Below are 16,148 nucleotides of genomic sequence, written 5' to 3'. Positions count from 1 at the left end.
ATGTATCCCTTCGGGGCCGACGGGCCCGAACTGCCGGATCGGGCAGCCCAGGAACGCAAGGGGGCTGCCCGGCGTTACCGGACCACAGACCTGCCCTTGGAAAAGCTCTGGATTTACTATTACGGCATCGGCGGCGACCTCGATGAAGTGTCGCTTGACGCCTACCTCCACGACGCCCTGGACATACCGGCCGCGCAAGTACACCTGATTGACACAGCAATGATGGAGATGATGGACGAGGAGGAGCCGCCATGACAAACCCGGAACACTTCACCGGCAGCTCCGGCACGGGAAGCCACGAACCCCCCGGTATGGACACGAGGCTGCAGGAACTGGTCCTGGACAGCCAGGACATCGCCGGCTTCCTCACCGACCTTGCCGTGGTTGCCGCTGACCGGCTGTCCACGCCAGGCAGCACGGTCCACGCCGGCGTCACCGTGATCCGCCACAAAAGGCCCAAGGCCGTGGCAAGCAGTGACGCCGAGGCGCGGGCCCTGGACGAACTGCAGAACGGATTCGGTGAAGGCCCGTGCCTTACTGCCCTGCGCACGAAAAGTCCGCTGCTGGTCCCCGACCTGGCTGGCGAGCACCGCTGGGCGCCGTACATGAAAGTGGCCCAGGCGCAAGGCGTTGCCTCCATCCTTGCCGTGCCGCTGGATTTGGCCGGCGATGCAGAGGCCGTCCTGAACCTCTACTCCAACCGCAGCCACGGTTTTTCGGCTGAAGACATCTCCACCGTGGAATCCTTCGCCCGCCAGGCAGCCGGATCACTGAGGCTGGTCCTTCGCATCACACAGCTCAGCGAGGCGAAAGCCGACCTCTCCACCGCCCTGCAGTCGCGCACCATCATCGACATGGCCGTCGGAGCCGTCATGGCCGAGAACCGGTGCAGCCGGGAAACGGCGTTCGAAATCCTCACCAAGGCCTCCAGCACGCGCAACATCAAGCTCCGCGAGGTGGCGGCGGCGGTCATCGCCTCCATCTCCGGCGAGAAGGAAATCAAGACCTACTTCGACGCCTAACACCCCGGCGCGGGCATCGGCCTGCGCCGGCGGACGTGATGAGATTCACTCGCAACAATGTTGAGGGCGATGCTGCCGGCTGGGCACTATGGAAGGTGTCGGCCGGGCCTGCACCCAAAGAAGACCGCAGCCCGCCGGCGGCCGGTGTGCTTGGTCACATCGGCCCGGATTCGGTTGCCAACCCTTTCGGCAGCCGCCACTATTGAAGTACGGGAATGCGCTTTCCCACCTGCAGTCCGTCCTCATAGACGAGGACACGGCCCGGGCAATGAAGATTCCAGGCCGCCAACCGCAAGAAATGGAAGTTGAATAATGACGTTCGATGCCAATGACTCCGTGACCCTCAAAATCTGGGACCGGTCCACGCTCCACCACACCCTTGACTCCGCGGTCAGCGACCTTTCCGCGCGGCACAACACCACCACCTGCCGCGTCGCCGTCACCTGCAGCGGCCCCAACACCTTCACCCTGAGCCTGCGCGGCGAGGGCAAGGCGCTGGCCTCCGCCTAGGCGGCCACACCAAGACGCAAGCGGACGACGCCGGGACCTCCCGCCGTCGTCCGCTTGCGTTAACCGCCCGCCCGGGAGGGGTTGACGCTGGCCTTTCCCTGCTCTGGTAGGCGGCAAGTAGACTGTGTGGCATCCAGGCCGAAGCGCCGCCCGAGCAACAAAGGTAACCATGAGGCAGCAACCACAAGCGCAAGCGGACGCCGCTGTGGCGGGCACTGGACAGCCGGCCGCGGCGTCACTTTCCTTGCTCCCGGCGGCCCTTGTGTCGGCGTCGGGCTTCCTGCTCTTCGCGTGGCAGGACCGCCTTTCCGGATTCCTGCTTTTGGCAGCCGCTCTGGCCGTGGCTGCCTTCATCAGCCGCCGCCTCCTGGTTGACCTTGCCCTGATCGGAGTCGGGCTGACGGCCATGAGCCTGGTCCCCATCACCACGGACATCAGCACCGAGCACATGGCGGTGATGGGAACGGCCATGATCCTGGCCGTCGGCATCCCCTATTCTGTCTCGAGGTTCGTCACGAAGGACCACGCCATCCGGTTCCCGATCAGGACCGGAACGCCGTGGACGCGCGCCGAAAAATGGTACCTGCCGGCTGTCCTGGTGATCGGCTATGCCCTGATGCCCGTGTACATGATCCGCACCGGCGTCTACAACAACTGGCCCGCAGTGAGCGACCCGGACGGCATTATCCGGCTCTTCCTGGGGACGAACGTGCTGGGCATCTGGGACGAGCTCTTCTTCATCTGCACCGCGTTCACCCTGCTGCGCCGGCACCTCCCGGACTGGCAGGCAAACCTGCTGCAGGCGGTGCTGTTCACGTCCTTCCTCTGGGAACTGGGCTTCCACGCCTGGGCACCCTTCTTCATCTTCCCGTTTGCCCTGCTGCAGGCCCGGCTGTTCACGGTCACCAAGTCGCTGTCCTACATTGTGAGCGTCCACCTGCTGTTCGACTTTGTCCTGTTCCTGGTGCTGATCCACGCGCACAACCGCGAGTGGATCAGCATTTTCCTGTACTGAACTCCCCAGCCAGAAAGCGGCCTGACATCTTGGATTCCTCCATCCCCAGCACACCCCGTTTCAGTGTCGCTTCCCTGCTGTTGCCCGTGGTCCAGGCGCCGATGGCAGGCGGGCCGTCCACCCCGGAACTGGCCGCGGCGGTAAGTACGGCAGGAGGACTTGGCTTCCTTGCGGCAGGCTACAAAACCGCCGCAGCCGTGAAGGCGGAGATCGGGACCACCCGTCAGCTGACCGACGGGCCCTTCGGCGTCAACGTGTTCGTCCCGCAGCCCTCGATGATCAGTCCCCAGGCACTGGACCGGTACGCACTGTCCCTGGCGCCGGAGGCGGAACGCCTGGGCGCCGCCCTCGGCGATCCGCGTCACGACGACGACGATTGGGACGCCAAGTTGGACGTCCTGCTGGAGGAGGCGCCCGCCGTCGTCTCCTTCACTTTCGATCTTCCGGACCCAGCCGTGGTCGCCGCCCTGCAGGAGCGGGGCGTCTGCGTCATCGGCACAGTGACCTCACGGCCTGACGCACTCCGGGCAGTTGATGCAGGCATTGATGCACTCTGCGTCCAGGGGCCCGAAGCCGGCGGACATCGCGGCACCTTTGACACCGCCAGGCGGCCTGAGGATGAATCCCTGCACGGCCTGCTTGAGGAGTTGGCGGATCTCCAGGTGCCACTGATAGCGGCCGGCGGAATCGCCACGGGAGACGATACCCGGGCCGCACTCGCCCGCGGAGCTGTGGCGGTCCAGGCCGGAACAGCCTTCCTGCGCGCCGACGAGGCCGGCACCAAAGCAGCCCACCGGATGGCCCTGGCCTCCGGGCGCTTCACCACCACCTCGGTCACCCGGTCCTTCTCGGGGCGGAACGCCCGCGGGCTGTATAACGAATTCATGCGCCGCCACGATGGCGAGGCCCCTTACGGATATCCGGAGATCCACCACCTCACCGCTCCCCTGCGCGCCGCGGCCGCTGCTGCCGGGGATCCGGATTCCATGAGCCTGTGGGCGGGAACGGGTTTTAGGCACACGGTCGAAGGCCCCGCGGCAAGAATCCTCGCAGTCCTGCGGCCCTGACCGGAGCGGGCCTATTCCTCGCCCGTGTCCTGCGCTTCCAGGTATCTGTCCATGGCTTCGCACGCCCTTTTCCAGCGGGCGTTCAGGGCGTGCCTGCTCAACGGTTCGGACATGCCGTTGAGCACTTTCTCGATGGCATCGGATGCGGCGTCCCGGGCCCGGTCCTGCGCCGCCGGGGTGTAGTAGTTCATGCCGGTTATTCGTTGCGTCCCCGGCAGGGGATTGCAGGAGAAGGCTCCCGCACGCACCACGGCGGCCGGCCCCTTTCCGGGACCGGCCGCCGTCGAATGCGTTGTGCTGTTAGAGGGTGGCGGTGTCGATCACGAAGCGGTAGCGGACGTCCGAGGCGAGGACGCGCTCGTAGGCCTCGTTGATCTTCTCCGCGGGGATGACCTCGATCTCCGCGCCGAGGCCGTGCTCGGCGCAGAAGTCCAGCATCTCCTGCGTTTCGCGGATGCCGCCGATCATGGAACCGGCAAAGGAGCGGCGGCCCATGATGAGCGCGAACGCGTTGACCGGGAGCGGCTCCGCGGGGGCGCCGACGTTCACCAGCGCGCCGTCGAGGGTGAGCAGCTGCAGGTAGGAGCTGATGTCGATCGAGGCGCTGACGGTGTTGATGATCAGGTCGAAGCTGCCGGCCAGGTCGGCGAAGGTGTTCTCATCGCTGGTGGCGTAGTAGTGGTCGGCGCCCAGCTTGAGGCCGTCCTCCTGCTTCTTGAGCGACTGGGACAGCACCGTCACTTCGGCGCCCATCGCGTGGGCAAGCTTGACGGCCATGTGGCCGAGCCCGCCGAGCCCGACGACGGCAACCTTCTTGCCGGGTCCCGCACCCCAGTGGCGCAGCGGCGAGTAGGTGGTGATGCCGGCGCAGAGCAGCGGCGCGGCGGCGTCGAGTTCGATTCCCTCGGGAATCCGGACCACGAAGTCTTCGGTCACCACGACGTGGGTGGAGTAGCCGCCCTGGGTGACGGTGCCGTCGCGGTCCACGGCCCCATAGGTGCCGACGTTGCCCTTGAGGCAGTACTGCTCCTCGCCCTTCAGGCAGTTGGCGCACTCTTTGCAGGAGTTGACCATGCAGCCGACGCCGACGCGGTCGCCCACGGCGTGCCGGGTGACGGCGGGCCCTACCTGGGTGACGACGCCCGCGATCTCATGGCCGGGAACCAGCGGGTACTGCTGCGGGCCCCAGTCGCCGCGGACCGTGTGGATGTCCGAGTGGCAGATGCCGGCGAACTTGATCTCGATCAGGACGTCGTTGGGGCCGACTTCGCGGCGTTCGATGGTGGTGGGAATGAGGTCCTCAGTCGAGGACGGGGATGCGTAAGCCTTGACGGTGGTCATGGGTCTCCTGAGGTCTGTTTGGGGGATATTGAAATGCTACAGGCGTGCAATGCCGTCACACCGGGTTCCGAGGCCCGTAGAGGTGGCCCTGTTGTAACTGGTTCTGGCAGTCCTACCCTTGGCGGTTGTGCGGGCGGGCCAGGACAAGGAGCCCCGCCATGGAAAGCAGTGCCCCGCCAATCATCAGCAGCGCCATGGGAACGGCTGTGTCCTCGCCGCCCAGGCCCGCTAGGGGCGCCACAATTCCGGCGGTGGTCCACTGCACGAGCCCCAGGACCGCCGAACTGGTCCCCGGGTGCCCGGGTACCTCCGCCGAGGCGAGGGCGCCGCCGTTGGTGTTGATCAGGCCCTGGGCCACCATGAGGGCAAAGAAGCTGCCCATGGCCACCAGCAGCGGAGTGGCCCACCACAGCGCCCCGGCCAGCATGGCCACCCCCGCGGCAAGGGCGAGGAGCTGGCCCGCAAAGATGACTTTCCTCGTCGACACACGGCCTGCCAGGCGGGCAGACAGCAGGGCGGCGATGGTCATGCCGCCGGCGTTCGCGGCGAACACGATCGAATACATGACCGGAGACAGGCCATTCATGCCCTGCAGGATGAACGCGGACGTCGCCACATACGCGAACAAGGCAATGAAGGCCGACGACGCCACCACCACGTAGCCAACAAAACGGCGGTTTGAGAACACGGACTTGGCCGCGCGGCCGAATTCAGCCAGCCCGCCCGGGTGGCGCTTCTCCGGCGGGAGCGATTCCGGAACGACGAACAGGGCACAGAGGGTCATGAGGATGCCAAGGGCTGCGAGCGTCCAGAACGTCACCCGCCACCCGGTCAGCTGCAGGATGACCGCACCGAGCAGCGGGCTGATGATGGGCGCAACACCGCCAATCCCCATGACTATGTTGAGTACCCGGACCAGCTGTGGACCGTGGGCCAGGTCCACAATGACGGCGCGGCCGATGACCATGGCCCAGCCGCCGCCAAAGCCCTGCAGGAACCGGGCCAGCATCAGGATTCCGACGTCCGGCGACACGGCACACGCAACCGACGCCGCCGTCATCAGGAGGGTGCCGGCCACCAGCGGCAACCGCCGCCCGCGCTGGTCGCTGAACGGCCCGCCCACCAGCTGTCCCAGCCCCATCCCGGCGAAGAACGTGGTCAGGGTCAGCTGCACGGCGGACGCCGTGGTGCTGAACTCCGCCGAAACGCGCGGAAAGGCCGGAACATACATGTCCGTTGCCAGCGGCGCCACGGCCGTCAGGAAGATGACCGTGGCCACCAGCGTCGCCGGGAGGGCGCTCACCGCCGGCGCACGCATGGTACTAGGCAGCATGGTTTGATGCTCCATCCGGTTGCTGGCTGAGGGGTCTTCTCCATCAAACCGGCCGCCCGCAGGCGTAGCGAGGGCCCTGCTGAAACGGGTTTTGGCAGACCCTCCTTACGGTTTCCCGATTCGTCGTAACGTGTCCTTTATGGATAACCGAGCCGAGGTACGACAGTTCCTGTCCACCCGCCGTGGACGCATCACGCCGGAGCAGGCAGGAATTGAACCCTACGGCGGGCGCCGCCGCGTCCCCGGGCTCCGCAGGGAAGAAGTGGCCAGGCTTGCCGGCGTCAGCGTTGACTACTACACCCGCCTGGAACGCGGAAACCTCACGGGTGTCTCGGACAGTGTCCTTGACGCCATCGCCCGCGCCCTGGAGCTGGACCGAGCCGAGCACGACCATCTTTACGACCTCGCCCGGACAGCCAACACATCGGGACGCAAGCGGGCGGCGCCCCCGGTGCCGGCAGGGGTCCGGCCGGAGCTGCAGTTCCTGCTGGACACCATCACCGGCGCGCCGGCATTCATCGGGAACAACCGGATGGACATCGTGGCCGCCAACACCCTGGGCTACGCGCTGTACTCCGACATGTACCGCAGCACCGCCAGGCCCGCGAACCACTCGCGGTTCATTTTCCTGGATCCCCGGGCCCACAACTTCTATATCGACTGGGAGCGGGCAGCGAACACCAACGTTGCCATCCTGCGGCGCGAGGCGGGCCGGAATCCGCACGACAAGGGGATTGCCGAACTCATTGGGGAGCTGTCCATGCGCAGCGACGAGTTCCGGACGCGCTGGGCTGCGCACAACGTCCGCCGCCACTACGCGGGAACGAAACTCTTCCAGCATCCCGTGGTGGGGCTCCTGGAACTGAACTACCAGGTGCTGGGGCTGGAGGAGGACCCGGGGCATTCCCTGACCGTCTACCCGGCCACACCCGGCAGCCCCTCCGATGAGGCCCTCAAGCTCCTCGCCTCCTGGGCCGCCACCGAGAACATCGTGGAACTGGCCCAGGCCGGCGCACGGGGCTGACGAAGCGCCTGCTCATCTTTCGAGGTCGACGGCGAGGATCCGGTCGTCCCCGGGGCGGGGATCGCCGCGGCCGTCGGTGTTGTTGGTCAGGAACCACAGCCGGCCGTCCGGGGCCAGCGCCACGTCCCGGATCCGGCCGTACTCGCGGCTGAAATGCTCCGTGGATGTGGCGGGGTCGGAGACGGGGACGGACCGCAGGACCTGTCCGCGCAGGTTGGCCAGGAACAGTGTTCCGCCCGCGTGGGCCATGCCGCTGGGGCTAGCGGCTCCTGGCTGCCACTGCTGCACCGGGTCCACGAAGCCCGGCCTGCCCGCGATGCCCTCCACCGTTGGCCAGCCGTAGTTGGCGCCGGGCGTGATGATGTTCAGCTCGTCCCACGTGTTCTGGCCGAACTCGGTGGCGAACATGGTTCCGTCGTCCGCCCACGCCAGGCCCTGCGGGTTGCGGTGCCCGTAGCTGTAGACCAGCGATCCCGGGAAGGGGTTGTCCGCCGGGACACCGCCGTCGGGAGTCATCCGCAGGATCTTTCCGGCGAGCGAATCCCGGTCCTGGGCGCTGTCCCGCCGGCTCGCATCACCGGCCGTCACGTAGAGCATGCCGTCGGGACCGAAGGCGATCCGGCCGCCGTCGTGGATGCTCGCGGACGGGATGCGTTCGAGGAGCGTGTCCGGCTGCCCCAGCGACAGTGAGCCCGGTTCGCCGTTGACCGGGAAACGTTGGACCCGGTTGCCGTCCGCCGCCGTCGAATACACGTACAGGTCGCCCTGGCTGCTCACGGCAAGTCCCAACAGCCCTGATTCTCCCCGTGCAGCTACACCCTGGACGGTTCCGATGGACCGCGCCGAGCCCTCAGGGGAAAGTTGCAGGACCTGCCCGCTGTTCCGCTCGCTGACCAGCGGCGTCCCGTCGCGGAAGACCACCGACCACGGAGCGTTGAGGCCCGTGGCCACCGGCTGGGGCGTGCCGGCGATGGCGGCTGCCGCTGCGGGCGCGGGATCAGTTGCGGGGACGGAGGACGCCGGAGCGGATGGAGGCGTGGAGGAGGTCGCCGGTGCAGGGGACGTGGTTGCCGGCGCGGGTGACGGGGCGGCGGTGCAGCCTGCCAGCAGGATGCATGTTCCCGCGGCTGCCGCGGCGAGGACCCGGCGATCCATGTGTTTCTCCCGTCAACCGCATCCCACAACCCTTCCAGTCACATTAACCCGCATTGCGGATCATGGCGCCGCGTTGCCCGTTTTGACCCGGGAATGGCGGAATAAGTAGCGCCGTTTCGTCCTGTTGAGCTTCCGTTTCGGGCCGCTGGCCAAGGCCTCGCCAGGCGTGCTTAGGTGTTTCAACGGCACCGGCCAAGCCCGTAAAAACAGCACCTGCTACGAGAAGGAGGACCCGATGCCTGACATCTCCAGCCGCGCGGACAGCGCCGCCACGTGGGGTCCGTGCTGTTGCAGCTTCCGAATGATTCCGTCCCGCCGAATGGCAGCACACCGGCGCTAGCTTCGGCAGCAGTTCCACAGGTCCCCAGCGCTGAGTTCCGGCGCGTCGGGCGCATTCGTCCGACGCCGGCACACTCCTACATCCCGTTTCGTCTTCCCGGTCACCGGGCGATTCGTCGCGCCCGGATACCCGCCACTCCACCCTTCGAAAGGCATCCCATGACCTTCCCCGCATTTTCCCCGCCCCGGCCGCCCTCCGTCCGGCCGTTCACCCGCCGCAAGGCGCTGGGCGCACTCCTGGCGATTCCCGCCGTCGGCCTCCTGACCGCCTGCGGCGGCACCGCCACAGCCGGCAACCCGGCCAGCCAGGCGTCGTTTGCCCCGCTCGCCACCTCAGTCCCCGAAGGGACCACCATCAAGGTGGGCGATCCCAGCATCCGCGTGGCGCTTGAGCTGTCCGGCCTGGTCAAGGACCTGGACGGCATCAACGTGGAATTCGCCAACATCTCGGGCGGTCCGCAGACCACGGAGGCCTTCAGGGCCAACGCCCTGGACGTCGGCTCCGTGGCGGACATTCCGCCCATCCACGCAACCTGGACCGGCCTGGACGTGCGGATCATCGCGAGCGCCTACCGCCAGGACGCCGTGAACCACCCGCTGTACGAACTGGGCGTCGCTCCCGGCGCCGGCATCAGCAGGCTGGAAGACCTGCGCGGCAAAAAAGTGGCGTACAGCCCCGGACAGGCACAGGGCGCCCTGGTCCTGCGGATCCTTGAGAAGGCCGGGCTCAAGCAGGAGGACGTCAAGCTGGTGGAGCTGCCCAGCACCGGTGACGCCTACTCTTCGGCGCTGTCCGGCAAGCAGGTGGATGCGGCGCCGCTGGGCGGCGTGCAGATCAAGCGCTACCTCGCCAAGTACAGGGCCGACGGCGCCACCACCCTCCGGCACGGCCTGCGGGATGATCCGGGACACCTCTACTCCCCCGCCAAGGTCCTGGCAGATCCCGCCAAGGCCGCCGCCCTGGCCAAGTACGTTGAGGCCTGGGGCAAAGCGCAGCGCTGGATCGAGGACCACCCCAAGGAATGGCTGGAAGGCTACTACGTCAAGGATCAGGGGCTTTCCGCCGAGGACGGGCAGTACCTGATCGACGCCGCGGGCAAGCGGGACGTTCCCACGTCCTGGACCGAGGCCATCGGACGCCACCAGCAGACCATCGACCTGCTGGCCCGGGAACAGAAGAAGCCGCAGTTGAAAGCGGACGACCTCTACGACACCCGTTTCGAGGCCATCGCGGGCACCGCCTTCGCCGCGGCGGGCAAGGGAGGCACCGCATGAGCGCCGTACTGGAACGTCCCGCCGTCGAACCGCACCTGGACCCGGCGCTCGCCGCGCGCGAGGACGTGCGGCCCACCGGCCGCCGGCTGGGACCGGGAAAGCGGCGGCAGCTGGCTTGGCTGCTGGGCCCCTCGGTGCTGCTGTTGTTGTGGGCCGCCTCCTCGGCCACCGGGCTGCTGGATCCGCGCATCCTCTCCGAGCCCTGGACGGTAGTGGCCACCGCCGGGGAACTCCTCGCCGACGGCCGGCTCCAGGAGAACCTCGCCATCTCCGCCCAGCGGGCTGGCCTGGGGCTCTTCTTCGGCATCGTCGTGGGCGCCCTGCTGGCCCTGCTGTCCGGGCTGAGCCGCGCGGGTGAGGCGCTCATCGACGGCCCGGTGCAGATCAAGCGGGCCATCCCCGGCCTGGCCCTGATCCCGCTGCTCATCCTGTGGTTCGGAATCGACGAGACCATGAAGGTCCTCACCATCACCCTCGGTGTCTTTGTCCCGATCTACCTGCAGACCCACGCCGGGCTGCGCGGGATCGACCTGCGCTACGTGGAGCTCGCCCAGACCGTGGGCCTGGGCCGCGCAGCCTTCATCCGCAAGGTGGTCCTCCCCGGCGCCCTCCCCGGCTTCTTCCTGGGCCTGCGCTTCGCGGTCACGGGCGCCTGGGTGTCGCTGGTGGTGGTGGAACAGATCAACGCCACCAGCGGCATCGGCTACATGATGGAGCTCGCCCGCACCTATGGCCAAACCAACATCATCGTCCTCGGATTGGCCGTCTACGGCCTTCTCGGCCTGCTGTCCGACGGCGCCGTCCGCTTCTTCGAACGAAAGGCCCTCTCATGGCAGCGCACACTGGCGGGCTGACCGCCGTCGCCCCTTCCGCCGTCGCCCCTCCCGGAACAATCAACGCAGTTTCGGTCCGCGGCCTGATCCGCAGCTTTGGCCCCAAAGGCGTCCTGAACGGCGTGGACCTGGACATCGCCCCCGGCGAGTTCGTGGCCCTGCTCGGTCCCAGTGGCTGCGGCAAGAGCACCCTGCTGCGGGCACTCGCAGGGCTGGACCACGACGTGCGCGGCAGCGGTGTGATCACGGTCCCCGAGCGCGTGTCCGTGGTGTTCCAGGACTCCCGGCTGCTGCCGTGGGACAGCGTGCTGGGCAACGTCACCCTGGGGCTGCGGGAGCACGACGCCGAGGCCCGGGCACGCAAGGCCCTCGCCGAGGTGGGGCTCGCCGGCCGCGAGAAGTCCTGGCCGCACGAGCTGTCCGGCGGCGAACAGCAGCGCGTGGCGCTGGCCCGCTCGCTGGTCCGTGAGCCGCAGCTGCTCCTGGCAGACGAACCGTTCGGCGCGCTCGATGCCCTCACCCGGATCAGGATGCACGGACTCCTCCGGGACCTGGTGGCCGCCCACCGGCCGGCTGTCCTGCTCGTGACACACGACGTGGACGAGGCCATCGCCCTCGCGGACCGGATCGTTGTCCTCGACAGCGGCCGCGTTGCCACCGTCCGCACTGTTGCGCCCGACGTCGGAACGGCAAAGGACGCAGCCGGCCACGAAGCCCTCCGCCGCGACCTCCTCACCGATCTTGGCGTCGTCGGCGCCACCCACTGAACCTCCAGACCCGAAGGATTACCCCATGACTGCCACCAATCGTCCCTACCGCCAACTCCACCTCAACGCCTTCCTGATGAGCACCGGCCACCACGAGGCATCGTGGCGGCTGCCCGAAAGCGACCCGCACTCCAGCACCAACGTGAAGCATTACAAGCAGCTGGCCCGCACCGCCGAGCGCGGCAAGCTGGACTCCATCTTCTTCGCCGACTCCCCCGTCCTTTTCGGCGAGGTGGGCCGCCGCCCGGCCGGCAAGCTCGAGCCCACCGTGCTGCTGACCGCCATCGCCGGCGCCACGGAACGCATCGGGCTGATCGCCACGGCTTCCACCACCTACAACGATCCCTTCAACCTGGCCCGCCGCTTCGCCTCCGTGGACTGGGTGAGCGGTGGCCGCGCCGGCTGGAATGTGGTCACCACCGCCGGCCCGGACGCCGCCCGCAACTTCGGCGTGGATGACCAGCCCGCCCATGCTGTCCGGTACGAGCGTGCCGCCGAGTTCATCGAGGTGGCCCGGAAGCTGTGGGACAGCTGGCAGGATGACGCCGTGCTCGCGGACAAGGCCGAGGGCGTCTGGGGCGACGCCGAAAAGATCCGCGTGATCGACCACGAGGGCAAGCACTTCAGGGTCCGCGGTCCCCTCAACGTCCCCCGCTCGCCGCAGGGGCACCCGCTGATTGTGCAGGCGGGATCCTCCGAGGACGGCAAGGATCTCGCCGCCCGGTACGCCGACGCCGTCTTCACCGCGCACCAGACCCTTGCCGATGCGCAGGAGTTCTACCAGGATTTGAAGGCCCGAACCGCTGCTGCCGGCCGCGCCCCGGAGACCATCAAGATCCTGCCGGGCATCGTGCCGGTCATCGGCGCCACGGAGGAAGAGGCCCTGGAGCTGGAGCGGGAACTGGACCGGCTGATCAAGCCCGAGTACGCCAGGATCCAGCTGGCCAAGACGCTCCGGGTGGCTCCGGAGGACCTGCCCCTGGACCGCCAGCTGCCCGAGGACCTGCCCGGCGAGGACGAGATCGAGGGCGCCAAGAGCCGCTACACCCTGATCGTCCAGCTCGCCCGCAGGGAGCAGCTCACGGTGCGCCAGCTGATCGGCCGCCTGGGCGGCGGCCGCGGGCACCGCACCTTCACGGGCACCCCGGTGCAGGTGGCGGACGCCATCCAGGAATGGTTCGACGGCGGCGCGGCGGACGGCTTTAACATCATGCCGCCGGTGCTCCCCTCCGGCCTGGAGGCATTCGTGGACCAGGTGGTGCCCATCCTGCAGGAGCGCGGCCTGTTCCGGACCGGCTACGCGGGCACCACCCTGCGCGAGCACTACGGCCTGGACCGCCCGGCCAACCGCTTCGCCGGCGCTGTTGCGCCGGAGCTGGCCTCGATCGGAGCGGCATTCTGATGGGCCGGCACAGCCCGCTGAGGCGGCCACGCTGGTGCAGTGTTCTTCGCTGGGGCTCCGCGCCCGGGCTCTTGTGATGCGGTGGCGGCCTCCGTAAAGTCGGGCACACGTGGCTCCGGCGCCGCCGGGGACCAGTGTTTCCAGCTGGATGACCGGAGGACTGCTGTGGCCCGAGTGGACAGGATCACCGAACCGTGGGGAACCCGGACCCCGTATGGACCGGGTCAGGAGTGGCCGGCGCGGGTGGATTCACATCTTGCCGAGGGCCTGGAACCCTCCGACGTGGACCGCTGGGTCCAGGCTGCATCCTTGCTCCACTCCAACGGTGACGCGATGGACATCGCCGTGAAGGACGGGAAGATTGCCGGGGTCCGGGGCCGCGCCGGGGACCGGGTGAACCGCGGCAGGCTGGGGCCCAAGGACCTATACGGGTGGCAGGCGAATGCGTCGCCGGACCGGCTTACCACGCCCTTGATCCGTGAGAACGGCCGCTTGGTGGAAACTGACTGGGACACGGCCATGGACAGGGTTGTGGCCAGGAGCAAGGAACTGCTGGCGGAGCAGGGCGGGAGCGCCATCGGCTTCTACACCACGGGCCAGCTCTTCGCGGAGGAGTACTACACGCTGGGCCTGGTTGCGCACGGCGGCCTGGGAACCAGCCATGTGGACGGCAACACGCGGTTGTGCACGGCGACGGCGGCGGAGGCGTTGAAGGAATCCTTCGGCTGCGACGGGCAGCCCGGAAGCTATACGGACATTGACCACGCGGACGTCATAGCGCTCTTCGGCCACAACATGGCGGAAACGCAGAGCGTGCTCTGGACCCGGATCCTGGACCGCCTCGCCGGGCCGAACCCGCCGCAGATCATCTGTGTTGATCCCCGGCCCACCCCGGTGGCGAGGGCCGCAACCGTTCACCTGGCACCGCGGCCAGGGACGAACGTGGCCCTGATGAATGCCCTCCTGCACGAGGTCATCGCCAACGGGTGGGCGGACGCCTCCTACATCGAGGAGCACTCGGTGGGGTACTCCGACCTGGAGGAGCGGGTGAAGAACTACTCCCCCGCCGTCGTGGCTGGAATCTGTGACGTGCCGGAAGCGGACCTCCGTGAGGCTGCCCGGATCCTTGGCCAGGCGGAACGCCTGCTCTCCACCGTGCTGCAGGGTTTTTACCAGTCCCACCAGGCGACGGCTGCCGCGGTCCAGGTAAACAACCTGCACATCATCCGGGGCATGCTGGGCAAACCGGGATGCGGCGTCCTCCAGATGAACGGGCAGCCCAGCGCGGAAAACACCCGCGAATGCGGTGCGGACGGGGACTTTCCCGCCTTCCGAAACTGGTCAAATGACGCCCACGTGAAGGACCTGGCCCGGGTGTGGAACGTCGACCCGATGGCCATCCCGCACCAGTCGCCGCCCACGCACGTGATGCAGATGATGCGCTACGCCGAGGACGGCTCCATCCGGATGCTGTGGGTCAGCGGCACCAACCCCGCTGTGTCGCTGCCCGAACTGGCACGCATCCGGTCCATCCTGTCGCAGGACCGGCTGTTCCTGGTGGTCCAGGACATCTTCCTGTCCGAAACCGCGCAACTGGCCGATGTGGTCCTTCCGGCCGCCACGTGGGGTGAAAAGACCGGAACCTTCACCAACGCAGACCGCACGGTCCACCTCTCGGAGAAGGCAGTGGACCCGCCCGGCGAAGCGAAGCCGGACCTGGACATCTTCCTGGACTACGCGCAGCGGATGGAACTCAAGGACAAGGACGGCCTGCCGCTGGTGAAGTGGGACAACCCGGAAGCGGCCTTCGAAGCCTGGAAGGAATGCAGCCGCGGGCGCCCCTGCGACTACACCGGGCTGAGTTACGCGAAGCTGCGCGGACCCAGCGGAATCCAATGGCCCTGCAATTCCGCCAACCCCGAGGGCACAGAACGGCTCTACGCAGATGGCAAATTCTGGGCCCACCCTGACTACTGCGAGACGTATGGCCGGGACCTGGTCACCGGAGCGCCGGTGGAGCCGGACGAATACAAGGCGTTGAACCCCGAAGGGAAAGCCGTCATTAAGGCCGCCAAGTACCTGCCGGCCCACGAACTGCCCAGCGGGGACTTCCCGCTGCAGCTGATTACCGGCCGCACCCTCTACCACTTCCACACCAGGACAAAGACGGGACGTGCGCCCGAGCTTCAGTCAGCGGCGCCGGAGGTCTGGGTTGAGGTTTCAACGGCCGACGCCGGCACGCATGGAGTCTCGGAAGGAGACATCGTGGACATCACCACTCCCCGGGGCACCGTGCGTGCCCAGGCCAGGGTCAGCGGAATCCGGCGCGGGGTGGTCTTCCTGCCGTTCCATTACGGCTACTGGGACACGGCGGACGGGAAGGAACCGGCAGGCCACGGGCGGGCAGCCAACGAGCTCACCATCACGGACTGGGATGCAGCCTCCAAACAGCCCGTCTTCAAGACGGCGGCGGCCCGGCTCGTCCGCGTCGGGCCCGGGGACGGCCCGGCGCCTGCACCTGCCATCACCGCATCCGCGCCTGTTGAGGCACCGGCAGCCGGGGGTGCACAGTGAAGATCGGGCTGGTCCTGAAAGAACTGCACCGTTCCGAAACGGACCTGGTGCACGCGCTGCTGCACGTTTCGGAACGGCACAAGGTGGACCATGAAGTCTTTTACCTGGCACGGGACCTGGCAGGCTGGTCGCGGGAGCACCTCCGTGGGCTGGCCGCCGTCGCAAAGGTTTACGGCCAGGACCTGGACCCGGAGCCGGCGGATGAATCCAGCGTGGGCATGAAGCTGCGGGAGAAGGGCAGCGAACTCCTTGGACGCGACAAGGATGCCGGGCTGCTCCTGCTGCAGGACCTGCGGGAAATCTACCTCAAGGCCTCGGGGGTATCCCTGGACTGGGAGATGCTGGCCCAGGCCGCACAGGGAATCAAGCACGCAGACCTGCTTGACGTGGCGAAGAGGTGCCACCCGGAGACTCTCCGCCAGGCAAAGTGGGCCAACGCCAAGCTCAAGGAAAGCTCCACCCAGGTCCTCATCAGCTGACGGCGTATGTCC

The 16,148-nt window shown here is 67.6% G+C and carries 16 protein-coding genes; 12 read left to right on the top strand and 4 right to left on the bottom strand.

Annotated features, from left to right (window positions below; genetic code table 11):
- The 5 genes from U7114_RS17170 to U7114_RS17150 all read left to right on the top strand — a co-directional run bounded on the left by U7114_RS17170 (window position 1) and on the right by U7114_RS17150 (window position 3,614).
- Window positions 1-255: a hypothetical protein gene (locus U7114_RS17170; RefSeq protein WP_157240979.1), complete on the top strand. Its 255-nt coding sequence runs from the start codon at window positions 1-3 to the stop codon at window positions 253-255.
- On the top strand, window positions 252-1,022 hold the full coding sequence (locus U7114_RS17165; RefSeq protein WP_321214443.1) for a GAF and ANTAR domain-containing protein: 771 nt from the start codon (window positions 252-254) through the stop codon (window positions 1,020-1,022). The genes U7114_RS17170 and U7114_RS17165 overlap by 4 nt, the downstream gene beginning before the upstream one ends.
- Before the next feature lie 312 nt (window positions 1,023-1,334).
- Entirely contained in the window at window positions 1,335-1,532 is a 198-nt protein-coding gene (locus U7114_RS17160) for a hypothetical protein (RefSeq protein ID WP_157240975.1), read from the top strand.
- A 169-nt stretch (window positions 1,533-1,701) separates the two neighbouring features.
- Window positions 1,702-2,547 (top strand): type II CAAX prenyl endopeptidase Rce1 family protein, encoded by an 846-nt coding sequence (locus U7114_RS17155; RefSeq protein WP_416235567.1) that lies wholly within the window; start codon window positions 1,702-1,704, stop codon window positions 2,545-2,547.
- A 29-nt stretch (window positions 2,548-2,576) separates the two neighbouring features.
- The gene (locus U7114_RS17150) at window positions 2,577-3,614 is read left to right on the top strand and encodes a nitronate monooxygenase (protein WP_323058048.1); all 1,038 of its coding nucleotides are present in this window, start codon (window positions 2,577-2,579) and stop codon (window positions 3,612-3,614) included.
- Between the two features lie 11 nt (window positions 3,615-3,625).
- Here the strand turns inward: U7114_RS17150 and U7114_RS17145 are convergent, their stop codons facing one another.
- The 3 genes from U7114_RS17145 to U7114_RS17135 all read right to left on the bottom strand — a co-directional run bounded on the left by U7114_RS17145 (window position 3,626) and on the right by U7114_RS17135 (window position 6,288).
- Entirely contained in the window at window positions 3,626-3,805 is a 180-nt protein-coding gene (locus U7114_RS17145; protein ID WP_157240971.1) for a hypothetical protein, read from the bottom strand.
- A gap of 109 nt (window positions 3,806-3,914) precedes the next feature.
- Complete coding sequence (locus U7114_RS17140) at window positions 3,915-4,955, bottom strand: NAD(P)-dependent alcohol dehydrogenase (RefSeq protein ID WP_157240969.1); 1,041 nt, start codon at window positions 4,953-4,955, stop codon at window positions 3,915-3,917.
- Window positions 4,956-5,067: 112 nt separating this feature from the next.
- Entirely contained in the window at window positions 5,068-6,288 is a 1,221-nt protein-coding gene (locus tag U7114_RS17135) for a multidrug effflux MFS transporter (RefSeq protein ID WP_323058047.1), read from the bottom strand.
- A gap of 139 nt (window positions 6,289-6,427) precedes the next feature.
- Here U7114_RS17135 and U7114_RS17130 point away from each other — a divergent pair, with 139 nt between their 5' ends.
- Window positions 6,428-7,312, top strand: a complete 885-nt coding sequence (locus tag U7114_RS17130; RefSeq protein WP_323058046.1) for a helix-turn-helix transcriptional regulator — start codon at window positions 6,428-6,430, stop codon at window positions 7,310-7,312.
- Window positions 7,313-7,324: 12 nt separating this feature from the next.
- Here the strand turns inward: U7114_RS17130 and U7114_RS17125 are convergent, their stop codons facing one another.
- Complete coding sequence (locus U7114_RS17125; RefSeq protein ID WP_323058045.1) at window positions 7,325-8,467, bottom strand: PQQ-dependent sugar dehydrogenase; 1,143 nt, start codon at window positions 8,465-8,467, stop codon at window positions 7,325-7,327.
- Window positions 8,468-8,965: 498 nt separating this feature from the next.
- Between U7114_RS17125 and U7114_RS17120 the strand changes: the two genes are divergently transcribed.
- The 6 genes from U7114_RS17120 to U7114_RS17095 all read left to right on the top strand — a co-directional run bounded on the left by U7114_RS17120 (window position 8,966) and on the right by U7114_RS17095 (window position 16,136).
- Window positions 8,966-10,081, top strand: a complete 1,116-nt coding sequence (locus U7114_RS17120; RefSeq protein WP_323058044.1) for an ABC transporter substrate-binding protein — start codon at window positions 8,966-8,968, stop codon at window positions 10,079-10,081.
- On the top strand, window positions 10,078-10,935 hold the full coding sequence (locus U7114_RS17115) for an ABC transporter permease (protein ID WP_321214450.1): 858 nt from the start codon (window positions 10,078-10,080) through the stop codon (window positions 10,933-10,935). The genes U7114_RS17120 and U7114_RS17115 overlap by 4 nt, the downstream gene beginning before the upstream one ends.
- Complete coding sequence (locus tag U7114_RS17110) at window positions 10,911-11,681, top strand: ABC transporter ATP-binding protein (RefSeq protein WP_323058043.1); 771 nt, start codon at window positions 10,911-10,913, stop codon at window positions 11,679-11,681. Before U7114_RS17115 ends, U7114_RS17110 begins: the two co-directional genes overlap by 25 nt.
- A 25-nt stretch (window positions 11,682-11,706) precedes the next feature.
- A complete protein-coding gene (locus U7114_RS17105; RefSeq protein WP_323058042.1) occupies window positions 11,707-13,083 on the top strand; it encodes an LLM class flavin-dependent oxidoreductase in 1,377 nt (458 codons plus the stop codon).
- Window positions 13,084-13,248: 165 nt separating this feature from the next.
- Window positions 13,249-15,657: a nitrate reductase gene (locus U7114_RS17100; protein ID WP_323058041.1), complete on the top strand. Its 2,409-nt coding sequence runs from the start codon at window positions 13,249-13,251 to the stop codon at window positions 15,655-15,657.
- Window positions 15,654-16,136, top strand: a complete 483-nt coding sequence (locus tag U7114_RS17095; protein WP_323058040.1) for a hypothetical protein — start codon at window positions 15,654-15,656, stop codon at window positions 16,134-16,136. The genes U7114_RS17100 and U7114_RS17095 overlap by 4 nt, the downstream gene beginning before the upstream one ends.
- The last annotated feature ends 12 nt before the right edge of the window (window positions 16,137-16,148 follow it).

The sequence above is a fragment of the Pseudarthrobacter sp. C1 genome, assembly GCF_034720455.1.
Lineage (GTDB): Bacteria > Actinomycetota > Actinomycetes > Actinomycetales > Micrococcaceae > Arthrobacter.
This window is presented reverse-complemented; position numbering and strand designations above follow the sequence as displayed.

Coding starts and splice junctions, on each gene's coding strand:
- U7114_RS17110 (WP_323058043.1), top strand. CDS start 10,911: ATGGCAGCGCACACTGGCGGGCTGACCGCCGTCGCCCCTTCCGCCGTC.
- U7114_RS17130 (WP_323058046.1), top strand. CDS start 6,428: ATGGATAACCGAGCCGAGGTACGACAGTTCCTGTCCACCCGCCGTGGA.
- U7114_RS17170 (WP_157240979.1), top strand. CDS start 1: ATGTATCCCTTCGGGGCCGACGGGCCCGAACTGCCGGATCGGGCAGCC.
- U7114_RS17105 (WP_323058042.1), top strand. CDS start 11,707: ATGACTGCCACCAATCGTCCCTACCGCCAACTCCACCTCAACGCCTTC.
- U7114_RS17125 (WP_323058045.1), bottom strand. CDS start 8,467: ATGGATCGCCGGGTCCTCGCCGCGGCAGCCGCGGGAACATGCATCCTG.
- U7114_RS17120 (WP_323058044.1), top strand. CDS start 8,966: ATGACCTTCCCCGCATTTTCCCCGCCCCGGCCGCCCTCCGTCCGGCCG.
- U7114_RS17135 (WP_323058047.1), bottom strand. CDS start 6,288: ATGCTGCCTAGTACCATGCGTGCGCCGGCGGTGAGCGCCCTCCCGGCG.
- U7114_RS17160 (WP_157240975.1), top strand. CDS start 1,335: ATGACGTTCGATGCCAATGACTCCGTGACCCTCAAAATCTGGGACCGG.
- U7114_RS17165 (WP_321214443.1), top strand. CDS start 252: ATGACAAACCCGGAACACTTCACCGGCAGCTCCGGCACGGGAAGCCAC.
- U7114_RS17140 (WP_157240969.1), bottom strand. CDS start 4,955: ATGACCACCGTCAAGGCTTACGCATCCCCGTCCTCGACTGAGGACCTC.
- U7114_RS17115 (WP_321214450.1), top strand. CDS start 10,078: ATGAGCGCCGTACTGGAACGTCCCGCCGTCGAACCGCACCTGGACCCG.
- U7114_RS17145 (WP_157240971.1), bottom strand. CDS start 3,805: ATGAACTACTACACCCCGGCGGCGCAGGACCGGGCCCGGGACGCCGCA.
- U7114_RS17155 (WP_416235567.1), top strand. CDS start 1,702: ATGAGGCAGCAACCACAAGCGCAAGCGGACGCCGCTGTGGCGGGCACT.